Genomic DNA, 11,067 nt, shown 5'->3' on the forward strand with positions numbered 1-11,067 from the left:
TTATATATTTTTGAAAGATTATTTACTTGTATCATTGTTTGTTTGTTTTTTGGTTGACTTTGATGTGAAGCTTTTGCAATGCAACAACTCTACCTTTTGTATGCTGCAATGGTTGCATATTTTTCTTTTTTATAGATTTTTTCAATTTGATTGAAAACATAATTCCTAAATGCAAATCCTAAAATTCCTGCTAAAGCAACAAACAACAATCCAATGTTTGGTGAAAAAACATAATATCCTAAAGCATAAACTAACATTGGTAAAAGCATTTTTGGTAGTGCAATTAACATAGTTTTTATATTGAACGCTTGTTTATCGCCAAAAGCTCCTTTTCCTGTAGATAAATCAATTGGAGTTTTTACAAATGCGCCACCAAGCATTACCAAATGTGAGTTTACTCCGATATTAAAAATGGCGCCAACTACAATTAATAAATAAGTATGAACACCAAAAAACAAATAAAAAGATGCTAAAATTGTTGAAATTATTGTTCCTATAACCATCAACCACCACTTAGAACTGATGTATTCTTTGTATTGAATGTTTTGACTCATCATTAATTGATAATAAGCACTATCCCAACTTGGAACAAATTGCCCAAATGTGAAAAGAAATCCACCTGAAACAAAAATTCCTGCAAAAATCTGAAACATCGGACTTTGATAAGCTTCGATAGAATTGGTAAAAAACAACAATCCGTAAAAGATGAATAAGAAACTCATTATCAACGTTGTTTTTGAGCGTTTGTTTCTTCTTAATAATCGGATGTCGTTTTTTAAGAACGTTCCAAGAGTTCCTAATTGATCTAAAAATGCATAGTTTTCGGTTTTGGCTATGTCTTTTTTAATAGCCAAAGCTTCGTCTAAATTTAAATTACTTTTAAAATAATTAAACACAAAATAATAGGCAGCAATAACTAATACTATTGGAATTAAAAACACAAAAAAAGTTTCGAACATTCCTTGAAAAAATGGTTTTGTATAAATGGTAATATCAAATAAATTATAATATTGAGCTAAAGCAAAACCAACTACAATTGACAAAACCACATAAAAAACACTGTTTTTATTATTGATTAATACATTAATAAAATTATTCAAATATATCATGGCCATAATTCCTAAATGCCACAGTATTACATTTAGAACAGAATAACCATTAAGGATCAACACTACAGAAAAAGGAATAAAGAAAAAAGCATGTGTCCAATTAAAAAAAGATAAAGCTGTTTTTCCTAATGTAAAATGAACAATTGTGTTTCTTTTTATAGGTAAGGTTAGTAAAGGTTTGATGTTTAAAACAGGCATTTTTTGAAGAAAAAATCGTACTATTAAATCTAAAACTAAATAATAAATTAGAAATTTGTTGATTGTTGCAAGTGGTTCTAATTTTAATTCTTCTTTTATCAGAAAGAAAACACCAATTCCAGCACCAACAAAAATTATCATAAAATAGACTGCAAAAAAACCCATTAAGATTTTCATAGCAATGTTAGTTCCTAATGCAGCCGAACGAAAGAAGGATTTCCATTCGAGGTTAATAAAATGTTTAAACATTGGCTTGTTGTTTTGGTTTGATAATTAGTTTATAAATGTAGAAATTTGTTACAAGGTTTAAGCACATTCAAAAAAACTTTTATTCAGAAATAATGAATAACATTAGTTTTTAGCCACAGATTCACAGATTTAGTTAATAATAAATCTTCATATTCTATGAGTCTTTGGCTAAAGATTTATTGTAGGTTGTCATTGATAACAATATAAAATAAATCCTAATTTCATACTTTTGTAAAAAAAATATAATGTCAGCTTTCTATAAATTACAAATCAAAGAAGTAAAACGTGAAACTCCAAGTGCAGTTTCTGTAGTTTTCAATGTTCCATCCGAACTACAATCTGCATATCAATTTGTTGCAGGTCAATATATTAATCTTAAATTAACGCTTGACGGACAAGAAATTCGTCGTGCATATTCCATTTGTTCTTCGCCAGAAAGTGGTGAATTAAGAATTGCAATTAAGTCGGTTAAAAACGGACAATTTTCAAAATTTGCTAACGATAACTTAAAAGTTGGTGATATTATAGAAGTTGGTCAACCAGAAGGAAAATTTACATTTGAACCTCAAATTGACCGACAAAAAAACTACGCAGCTTTCGTTGCCGGAAGTGGAATTACACCTGTTATGTCGATTTTAAAATCGGTTTTAAACAATGAAAAAGACAGTACTTTTGTATTGGTTTACGGAAATAGAACTCCAGACGAAACTATTTTTAACCAAGAATTACATGAATTACAACTAAAATATGTAGGAAGATTTTTTGTGCATTATGTTTATAGTCAAACTAAAGTTGAAAACGAACTTTTTGGAAGAATTGATAAATCAACAGTGAATTTTGTACTAAATGATAAGCATAAAGTAAAAGAGTTTTCTAAGTTTTATTTATGTGGTCCTGAGGAAATGATAAATATAGTTTCTACTGTTTTAAAAGAACACAATGTTGCTGATAAAAATATAAAATTTGAATTATTTTCAACTTCTACAACCGAGAATAAAGAGGCAACTTCACACAATGGACATACAAAAATTACCGTTTTAGTTGATGGCGACGAAGCAACATTTGAAATGAGTCAAAAGCAAACTATTCTTGAAGCTGCTTTAAAACAAGGACTTGACGCTCCATATTCTTGTCAAGGTGGAATCTGTAGCAGTTGTTTGGCAAGAATAACTTCTGGTACAGCAGAAATGCGAAAAAACTCTATTTTAACTGATAGCGAAATTGCCGAAGGATTAATTTTAACCTGTCAGGCACATCCAACATCAGCAGAGATTTTTATTGATTATGATGATGTATAGTTAAAAAAAGTTTCAGGTTTAAAGTTTCAAGTTATGAAAAACATTAGACAATTATTTAAAGACAAAGATTTTCTTCTAGACGAACCAGAAGTGGAAGAGCTTATAGATTATTGCGAAAAGTTACAAGATGAAATTGTAGATTTTAAATTTGAAAAAGAAAAAAACAAACAATTAATTATGCTCGACATGATTAAGGAAGTTATAAAAGGTTGCAATGCTATTGAAAAAGAACAACTAGAACACGAACGTTTTGGGTATGAAGTACCCAATTATCAAGAAACTATTTCTAATTTAAAGAGTTATATTTTAGGGATTTGTCGAGATAATCAGATATATTTGTGAATTGGAAAGCATTCTATCGTAAACATTTAAGTTGACTTTTTATCCTATTTGTACACCTATATGTTTACTTTTAATCGTTAAAGTAAACATATAAGTGTACTTTTTGTTTTATTTGTAAATAAATATATTTACTTTTGTTTCGAAATATAAAATGGTTATGAGAACACGCAAAAAATTATTAATCCAACAATTAGATAAAAAACTTAAGCCGTTTCAAGGAACTGAAAAGGTAATAATTCCTGATCAAGGATGGATATCAAATATTCGAATAGCACTAAACATGACTTTAGAGCAATTAGGCAACAAACTTAATATTACAAGACAAGGCGTAAAAAAAATAGAAGAAAGAGAGGCAACAGGTTCTATTACTATAAAATCATTAAAAGAAATAGGGCAAATTTTAGATATGGAATTTGTCTATGGTTTTGTTTCTAAAAAAGGTTCTGTAGAAAATTTAGTCAATTATAAAGCCGAAGAATTAGCCAAAAAGATAGTTTTAAGAACAAGTCATAATATGAAACTTGAAAACCAAGGAAATAGTGATGAACAAATTAGTCGGGCAATTGATGATTTAGCAAATGAGATAAAACGAGAAATGAATAAATCATTATGGGACTAGAATTAGAATATGAAGATGGTCAAACTCCATTAAGTGAAGAAGAAAAAGAAGGATTAATAATAAAATCAATAACTACACATTCAGAATTAAATGAGCATGAGCAATTAAATATTGAACAAGCAATTAGATGGATTTTAGAAAGTAAACTCAATAAAGAGAAAATTCTAACAGAAGATTTTATTAGAACTTTACATAAAAAAATGCTTGGAAATGTTTGGGCTTGGGCAGGTGAATTTAGGAAATCAGAAAAAAATATTGGGGTAAAATGGATTAATATTGGTGTGGATTTGAAAATGCTTTTAGATGACACAAAATACTGGATAGCAAACGAAACATACTCTTCAGATGAAATTGCAATTCAATTTAAACATCGACTAGTCAATATTCATTGTTTTCCAAATGGTAACGGTAGACATTCTAGAATTATGGCTGATATTATTATTGAATCCATTTATAAAAATAATATCTTTACTTGGAATCATTCAAATATGGTAAAAGCAGATGATACACGAAAAAATTATATCAATGCTATCCGAGAAGCAGACAAAGGCAATATAAATTCGTTAATAAAATTTGCTAGAGAATAAAAATGGTTGCTAACATCGATTACTGTTGGTTTACAAAAAAAGTCTAAACAAAAACAAACAATTAATTATTAAGGAAGTTATAAAAAGTTGCAATGCTATTGAAAAAGAACAACTAGAACACGAACGTTTTGGGTATAAAGCACCGAATTATCAAGAAATTATTTCTAATTTAAGAAGTTATATTTTAGGGATTTGTCGAGATAATCAGATATATTTGTGATTAATGTGAAAAATTATTTAACTTTCAACTGCGACTGAACACTGAAAACCACTTTATCCACAGAAATACTCCGCATAGCATCATCATAACCAGCAACTTTTTTGTTTCCATAAACCGAAGTTGGCAATAATGGAAACTGATTTCTATCAGCAACCAAACAATTTTCTATAGATTGATTGAACGGAGAAAATCCAGAAAAAGGATGTGTTGCGCCAAAAAGTGTAATTACTTTTATTCCCAACATTGCAGCAATATGAGCATTTCCAGAATCCATAGAAAGCATAACATCTAGATTGGAAATAAGTTGCAATTCTTGCTCAAGACTTAACTTTCCTGCAATAGTAATTACATTATTTTTATTCTTAGAAAACGAATTTAAAATTTCAATTTCTTTAGTTCCACCGCCAAACAGAAAGATTATATTATTTAAATTTAATGCCAAATCATCAATCACTTTTTTCATTAAATCCTGTGGATAAACTTTGCTTTCATATTGTGCAAATGGTGCAATTCCTATCCAACTTGTTCCGATAGAGTTCGGAATCTTTTCTTTTTCGCTAGAAATCTTTAAAATTGCTTCTGATAAAATTGCTTTTTTTGGAAAATTTGGATTATTTAAATCGATAGAAAAACCAAGTTTATTAAAAGTTTCAACATGTCTTTCAAACATTGATTTCAGTGGTTTGAAAACTTTATTTTCGGCACGAGTTAGTTGTTTCTTTTCTTTTCGTCCTTTATCAGTAAAAGCTGTTTTTTTTCCGCTCAAGGCAAATAATGTTCTGATTACTTTAGAACGTAAAACATTGTGCAAATCGGCAATGGCATCAATATTTAGTAGCTTCAAATCGGCATACAATCGCAACAAACCTAGAAAACCTTTGTGCCGATTTTTTACATCAACTGCAAAGAAATTTACGTTGTCAATTCCGTCAAAAAAAGGTTTGAAAAAAGGTCTTGAAACTATGGTGATTTTTACATCATCATGCTGCTCAACAAAAGCTCTAATAACAGGAATTGTCATAGCAACATCGCCCATTGCAGAGAGTCGGATTATGGCTATATGTTGGATTTTTTGTGACAAATTTACTATTAGTATGCTATTCTTTGGCCATTCTTTGGCCATTTCATTTTAAAAAAAATGCTGAAAATCAAGACTTAACAACGGACTTATTAACAAAACACTTTAGTTTTTAACAAATTACTGGTCTTTTTTTGGTCCTTTATTGGTCTTTTCTTTTTTATTATCTAAATCATTCAATGTTTTTATAATAGCTTCACCTATTACTTCCATTCTATTTAAATAGTCAACAGCAACTTCATAAGTTGAATTTGATCCTTCTCCTTTTTGTTCAAGAATTTTATTTATAACAAATTTTTCAATTCTTGTTCTAACTTGCTTTCTAGATAATTTATCTTCAAAAAGTCCAACAAAATCTTTCATTTTTGCTTTTCCTTCTTTAGATAAAAATTGCATTACTTTTGATAAAACTTCGCCTTCATCTAATTCTTGAAGATTGTAATACTTTGCTTTTTCATCTGTAAAATCATAATAATCTTTAGAAAGGATATAATAAATAGCATTTGTTTTACCTCTTTTTTCAATTAATTTCTTTTGCAAAAGTTTAGCAACTATTTCAGTATCTAAATTATTCTTACTAACTCCTTTTTTTATCATATTTAAGGTAATCACTTCTAAAACTGATAACTTTTCTGATTCAGGCAATTCATCTTGAACAGCAACAATAAATAATGCAAAAGCTCGATCTTCTAGCACGGCTGACAATTTTAAACTTACTTGAAAATTATCAGATTTTGAATAATCTGGTTCGGCTTTTCCTTCAATTAATGTGTTGTAAAATATCTTATCAACTCCTTGTCCTGAACGTTCCACAATTCCTGTTTTTTGTAAAACATCGGCTAACAATCTATTTCTTGGTGTACTTGGTGTTTTTAACAAATTTTCTAAATTAACTCCAATTGGAAATCCTCCAGCATTAATTATATCTAATCGTTGAGGAAACTGTTTTATTACTATTTCAGAAGTTTTTCTATAATCTCTGTGAGTAATAGCGTTATTTATAGACTCTCTAATTACTTCTTCGTTAAAAAAAGGAATGTTGAAAATATAAGCGCCATCTTGAATTGGGAAACTTCCATTTCTTAAATTAATAGTGTTCCAAAGTTCATCGATTAAAATAAAGAAAGGTTGAGAAAAAGGAATTCGATTATCAAAAGGTATCTGATTTTCAGAATTTCTATATTCTAACATCACTGCCGCTTGCGGTAGCTTTTCGTTTAAAATTTCTTTCTTGGCAAGAAGAATTAGTGCTGCATTTGTTAACTTTCCGTTCTTTAAAAGTTCTAAATCAGATAATAGCTGTTCGTTAGAGAGTGTTTTAAAATTAGGATTGTTTTGCTTTAAAGAGTATTTTTCTTTTAGTACTGCAATTGCTTTTTCGTCTAAATCTGAAATTTGTAAATCTTCACAAAATTGTTGGGAAAAATCAGGTTCTTGCTCATTTATAATTTTCAAATAAACCTCATCAGACATTGGTTTTAATTCTTCTCCAACTCTCATTAAAGCTACATCTTCAAACTTAAAAACTTTTCCAGCAGGACGTGAAGGAACTTCGATTACTAAAACTCTTTTCTCGTTTTCAAACAATTCGTAAATATTTGGTCTAATCTCAGTATCTCTGTAAATTTTGGCTTCAAGTTCGCCTTCTGCTCCAATACTTTGATTTGTTCCAATAACTTGATGTGGAAGTTTATCGCCCATACCAAAAACCAATAATCCGCCACCTTCATTACAAAGTGCTGTTACATAACCTAAAATACATTTTCTGTTTTCAGGATGTTTTTTCCCTACGCCACTGTATGAATAATTGCCTTGCTGCGAACTTTTAAATTCAACTTTGTCTTCTGACTCTTTGAATTTTTTTAATTTTTCAATTGTTATCATAGACAAATTGTACTTAATAAATTTATTAATATTTACTTCTTATTCTGATACAAAACCGGATTCAAATCGTCGTCATTGTACATTTTCATTTGTTTGTACACTTTCATAAATTTATCACCACTTTCAATATCAAATAACAAATCGTCGATTGCTGTAGATAAATCGGTTCTTTGCTCCAAAAGTACGTTCAATTTTTCTTGACATTTATCTCTATGTTCTTGCGAAGCTTCAACACGAGTTGCTTCTTCATTCATGTGATAAATTTTTAATGCCAAAATCGACAATCTATCCAATGTCCAAGCTGGAGATTCAGAGTTGATTTTTGCTGAAGATTTAACATCTACAGAAGCAAATTTTTGCAAGAAATAACTATCAATGTATTCAACCATATCAGTACGTTCTTGATTGGAAGCATCAATTTTTCTTTTCAAAGTCAATGCGGCAACTGGATCAATATTTGGATCACGAATAATATCTTCATAATGCCATTGAACTGTGTCAATCCAATTTTTAAAATACAATAAATGTTCTATTTTTTCCTTTGGATACGGATTGTTAATTGGCTGGTTTACATTGTCGTAAACATGATAATCCTTGATACTTTGTTCAAATATAGAATAAGCAAATTTTGAAAACATAATGTTATATTTTTTTTACAAAGATAGTTTTTATACTTTTAAACTTGAAACTTGAAACCTTAAACTTGAAACAAAATTATGCAAATTCATTATATATCTGAAAATAACAGTATTCTAAATCATTTTTTAGCTCAAATTCGCGATGTTAATATTCAAAAAGACAGCATGCGTTTTAGAAAAAACATTGAACGCATTGGCGAAATTATGGCGTATGAATTGAGTAAAACTTTAGAATACAAATCTATTGATGTGCAAACTCCTTTGGGAATAAAACACACTACAACAATTGCCGATAATGTAGTTTTGTGTTCAATCCTTCGTGCTGGATTGGCTTTGCATACAGGATTTATGAATATTTTTGACAATGCCGAAAACGGATTTGTTTCAGCATATCGTCATCATCCAAACAATGATAATGAATTTGAAATCTTAGTTGAGTATCAAGCTGCGCCATCATTTGAAAATAAAAATTTAATTCTAATAGATCCAATGTTGGCAACTGGTCAATCAATTGTAGCGGTTTTAAACAAACTTCATTTAGAACAAAAACCAAAAGAAATTCATATTGCAGTTGTAATTGCTGCGCCAGAAGGAATTGCTTTTTTAGAAGAAAACCTTCCAAACAATTGTCATCTTTGGGTTGCTGCACTTGACGAAAAATTAAATGAGAAAAACTACATTATTCCTGGACTTGGCGATGCAGGAGATTTGGCCTACGGAAGTAAATTATAATTGAGAAAAGAAACAAAAAAAAGCTAAAATAATTGATGCGACGAGAACAATTTCCTGTTGTATTTTATTTTGAGAATACTCTATAAAATTTGTCGCCATTACTGATAATGGTAAATAAGTAAAAATCAAAACATCGTTGTTTTTATTTGGTGTGATAATAAATATTGTCAATCCGATAAAAAAAGCAAAGATTATTTTTTTGTAAGATGCTTGTAAATTTAGCGGTTTATTGGTTAAGGTGAATATTGCCGAAGAACTAAAAAAGACAATAAATACTGCAAATATTGATAATGCAATGTTTTGAAAATCATTTTGAAAATAATCCAATTCCAGATTTATGCCAGATTTATTCAAATAGAATCCAATCATCGTTTTATCAAACACAAGAGAGTAAAGAATAAAAATAATTGAAACGATAAAAAAAGCAACAAAAGGAATTAACCAATTTCTATAATCTCGTGAAACATGAAAAATTATAGAAACATAGACCAATAAAATAAAAAGAATAGCCCAAAAGTGAAATAGTGTAGCTAGAAAAATCCATAATGATGCATCAAATATTTTTTCTTTTGGAGATTTCAAGGTTTGAAGAGAAACCAATCTTCGCATTGCCAAAAGAATGAAAAAATTAGAAAGAATTAAGGTGTAATTATTTAAAATTGAAGGGAAAAATAACAATAAAATAAAATAAAAAAGTAATGTAAATATACTATCCTTGGTCAAAGCATTTTTTTTAACAATAAAGTTTGATAAAAAAAGAGAGCCCAAAATAATTACTAATGAAACACCTTTTTGAAGAATTTCAAAGATAGAATTTGCTTGATTTGTAACTTGAAATTGATACAAAAAAAAGAAGGATAACACTAAAATTATTATTAAAGTGTAATTTAATGGCGTAGATTTTTTAAAAACGCTTGTTATCATGAGTATATTTTATACTTTTGTGGTTGTAAATATAATATCTATTTAAAGATGAAATGAGCTATACAAAAGTTTTTTCAATAAAATAAACTCAATAGCGAATTACATCGAATACAAATAATTAATAAAACTTAACGAGATGAAAGCATTTTTTGAAGCAATACAATCACTTTTTGTTGATTTTCTTTTTAAACCACACGATTGGTTGCGTGCATTAGAGTTAGATAATTGGTGGTTGGCAAATATTGTAAGTTGGGCATTAATTCTTATTGGTGCAAAATATACTATATATTGGTGTAAAGAATTAAAAAAACATCAAGACAACAATGAAGAAAACCAAGATACAACGGCACATTCGTTCTTAAAATAAATCGAAACCGATATCTCTTCTAAAATACATCTTATCAAAATTTAGTTTATCTATATTTTGGTAAGATTTTTTTATGGCTTCTTGAAAGCTTTCGCCAAATGATGTAACGGCAATAACACGACCACCATTTGTAACCACTTTTCCATCTTTTAATATAGTTCCGGCATGAAAAGCTATAGAATCTTCTATGTTTTCTAATCCAGTAATTTCAAATCCTTTTCCGTAATCTTCAGGATATCCGCCAGAAACCACCATAATTGTTGCAGCACTTCTTTCGTCAATATCAATTGAAACTTCATCTAGTGTTTGACTTCCAACCGCTTGAAAAAGTTCCACCAAATCACTTTTCAATCTCGGAATTACAACTTCTGTTTCTGGATCGCCCATTCTTACATTGTATTCAATAACAATTGGTTCACCTTTTACAACTATTAATCCGATGAAAACAAATCCTTTATATTCAATTCCGTCGCTTTGCAATCCAGCAATTGTTAGTTTTACAATTCGATTTTCAATTTTTTCTAATAAAATAGCATCCGCAAATGGAACCGGAGAAACTGCTCCCATTCCACCAGTATTTAAACCAGTATCGCCTTCGCCAATTCGTTTATAATCTTTTGCCGTTGGAAGAATTTTATAATTTTTTCCGTCTGTTAATACAAAACAACTTAATTCAATTCCGTCAAGAAATTCTTCAATAACCACTTTTGCGCTTGCGGTTCCAAATTTTTCATGAACCAACATATTTCTTAATTCAGCTTTTGCTTCTGCCAAATCTTTAATTATTAAAACGCCTTTTCCAGCAGCCAAACCATCAGCTTT

The 11,067-nt window shown here is 29.2% G+C and carries 12 protein-coding genes; 6 read left to right on the forward strand and 6 right to left on the reverse strand.

The annotated features are described in order from the left end of the window. Positions 1 to 89: 89 nt before the first annotated feature. Entirely contained in the window at positions 90 to 1,556 is a 1,467-nt protein-coding gene (locus ACH2BO_RS07575; protein WP_395044146.1) for a DUF5687 family protein, read from the reverse strand. Positions 1,557 to 1,801: 245 nt separating this feature from the next. Here ACH2BO_RS07575 and ACH2BO_RS07580 point away from each other — a divergent pair, with 245 nt between their 5' ends. The 4 genes from ACH2BO_RS07580 to ACH2BO_RS07595 all read left to right on the forward strand — a co-directional run bounded on the left by ACH2BO_RS07580 (position 1,802) and on the right by ACH2BO_RS07595 (position 4,402). Beyond that, a complete protein-coding gene (locus ACH2BO_RS07580; protein ID WP_395044147.1) occupies positions 1,802 to 2,854 on the forward strand; it encodes a 2Fe-2S iron-sulfur cluster-binding protein in 1,053 nt (350 codons plus the stop codon). Between the two features lie 33 nt (positions 2,855 to 2,887). Next, a complete protein-coding gene (locus ACH2BO_RS07585; RefSeq protein ID WP_395044148.1) occupies positions 2,888 to 3,196 on the forward strand; it encodes a hypothetical protein in 309 nt (102 codons plus the stop codon). 157 nt (positions 3,197 to 3,353) lie between these two features. After that, the gene (locus tag ACH2BO_RS07590; RefSeq protein WP_395044149.1) at positions 3,354 to 3,815 is read left to right on the forward strand and encodes a mobile mystery protein A; all 462 of its coding nucleotides are present in this window, start codon (positions 3,354 to 3,356) and stop codon (positions 3,813 to 3,815) included. Continuing rightward, complete coding sequence (locus tag ACH2BO_RS07595) at positions 3,806 to 4,402, forward strand: mobile mystery protein B (protein ID WP_395044150.1); 597 nt, start codon at positions 3,806 to 3,808, stop codon at positions 4,400 to 4,402. Before ACH2BO_RS07590 ends, ACH2BO_RS07595 begins: the two co-directional genes overlap by 10 nt. Before the next feature lie 233 nt (positions 4,403 to 4,635). On the opposite strand, the gene ACH2BO_RS07600 is transcribed toward ACH2BO_RS07595, so the two are convergent. From ACH2BO_RS07600 to ACH2BO_RS07610, 3 genes are all read right to left on the reverse strand, one after another. Continuing rightward, positions 4,636 to 5,658, reverse strand: a complete 1,023-nt coding sequence (locus tag ACH2BO_RS07600) for a glycosyltransferase family 9 protein (RefSeq protein WP_395044157.1) — start codon at positions 5,656 to 5,658, stop codon at positions 4,636 to 4,638. Positions 5,659 to 5,820: 162 nt separating this feature from the next. Next, on the reverse strand, positions 5,821 to 7,584 hold the full coding sequence (locus tag ACH2BO_RS07605; RefSeq protein WP_395044151.1) for an ATP-binding protein: 1,764 nt from the start codon (positions 7,582 to 7,584) through the stop codon (positions 5,821 to 5,823). A 32-nt stretch (positions 7,585 to 7,616) separates the two neighbouring features. Continuing rightward, a complete protein-coding gene (locus tag ACH2BO_RS07610; RefSeq protein ID WP_395044152.1) occupies positions 7,617 to 8,222 on the reverse strand; it encodes a DUF4254 domain-containing protein in 606 nt (201 codons plus the stop codon). A gap of 78 nt (positions 8,223 to 8,300) precedes the next feature. Here ACH2BO_RS07610 and upp point away from each other — a divergent pair, with 78 nt between their 5' ends. Then, positions 8,301 to 8,954 carry a uracil phosphoribosyltransferase gene (gene upp / locus ACH2BO_RS07615; protein ID WP_395044153.1) on the forward strand — a complete coding sequence of 218 codons (654 nt, stop codon included), beginning with the start codon at positions 8,301 to 8,303 and terminating at the stop codon, positions 8,952 to 8,954. Here upp and ACH2BO_RS07620 read toward each other — a convergent pair. Further along, positions 8,949 to 9,878 (reverse strand): DUF6427 family protein, encoded by a 930-nt coding sequence (locus ACH2BO_RS07620; RefSeq protein WP_395044154.1) that lies wholly within the window; start codon positions 9,876 to 9,878, stop codon positions 8,949 to 8,951. The two genes, upp and ACH2BO_RS07620, sit on opposite strands and share 6 nt — an antisense overlap. 136 nt (positions 9,879 to 10,014) lie before the next feature. Between ACH2BO_RS07620 and ACH2BO_RS07625 the strand changes: the two genes are divergently transcribed. After that, positions 10,015 to 10,245, forward strand: a complete 231-nt coding sequence (locus ACH2BO_RS07625; protein WP_395044155.1) for a uracil phosphoribosyltransferase — start codon at positions 10,015 to 10,017, stop codon at positions 10,243 to 10,245. Here ACH2BO_RS07625 and purD read toward each other — a convergent pair. Continuing rightward, positions 10,237 to 11,067: phosphoribosylamine--glycine ligase (gene purD / locus ACH2BO_RS07630; RefSeq protein WP_395044156.1), on the reverse strand; the 831-nt coding region annotated here is incomplete at its 5' end. The genes ACH2BO_RS07625 and purD overlap by 9 nt on opposite strands.

The sequence above is a fragment of the Flavobacterium sp. genome (genome assembly GCF_043773265.1).
Lineage (GTDB): Bacteria > Bacteroidota > Bacteroidia > Flavobacteriales > Flavobacteriaceae > Flavobacterium.

What these genes read in the sequence shown, in the direction of transcription:
- ACH2BO_RS07575 (WP_395044146.1), bottom strand. Translation starts at nt 1,556, where the DNA reads ATGTTTAAACATTTTATTAACCTCGAATGGAAATCCTTCTTTCGTTCG.
- ACH2BO_RS07580 (WP_395044147.1), top strand. Translation starts at nt 1,802, where the DNA reads ATGTCAGCTTTCTATAAATTACAAATCAAAGAAGTAAAACGTGAAACT.
- ACH2BO_RS07585 (WP_395044148.1), top strand. Translation starts at nt 2,888, where the DNA reads ATGAAAAACATTAGACAATTATTTAAAGACAAAGATTTTCTTCTAGAC.
- ACH2BO_RS07590 (WP_395044149.1), top strand. Translation starts at nt 3,354, where the DNA reads ATGAGAACACGCAAAAAATTATTAATCCAACAATTAGATAAAAAACTT.
- ACH2BO_RS07595 (WP_395044150.1), top strand. Translation starts at nt 3,806, where the DNA reads ATGGGACTAGAATTAGAATATGAAGATGGTCAAACTCCATTAAGTGAA.
- ACH2BO_RS07600 (WP_395044157.1), bottom strand. Translation starts at nt 5,658, where the DNA reads ATGGGCGATGTTGCTATGACAATTCCTGTTATTAGAGCTTTTGTTGAG.
- ACH2BO_RS07605 (WP_395044151.1), bottom strand. Translation starts at nt 7,584, where the DNA reads ATGATAACAATTGAAAAATTAAAAAAATTCAAAGAGTCAGAAGACAAA.
- ACH2BO_RS07610 (WP_395044152.1), bottom strand. Translation starts at nt 8,222, where the DNA reads ATGTTTTCAAAATTTGCTTATTCTATATTTGAACAAAGTATCAAGGAT.
- upp (WP_395044153.1), top strand. Translation starts at nt 8,301, where the DNA reads ATGCAAATTCATTATATATCTGAAAATAACAGTATTCTAAATCATTTT.
- ACH2BO_RS07620 (WP_395044154.1), bottom strand. Translation starts at nt 9,878, where the DNA reads ATGATAACAAGCGTTTTTAAAAAATCTACGCCATTAAATTACACTTTA.
- ACH2BO_RS07625 (WP_395044155.1), top strand. Translation starts at nt 10,015, where the DNA reads ATGAAAGCATTTTTTGAAGCAATACAATCACTTTTTGTTGATTTTCTT.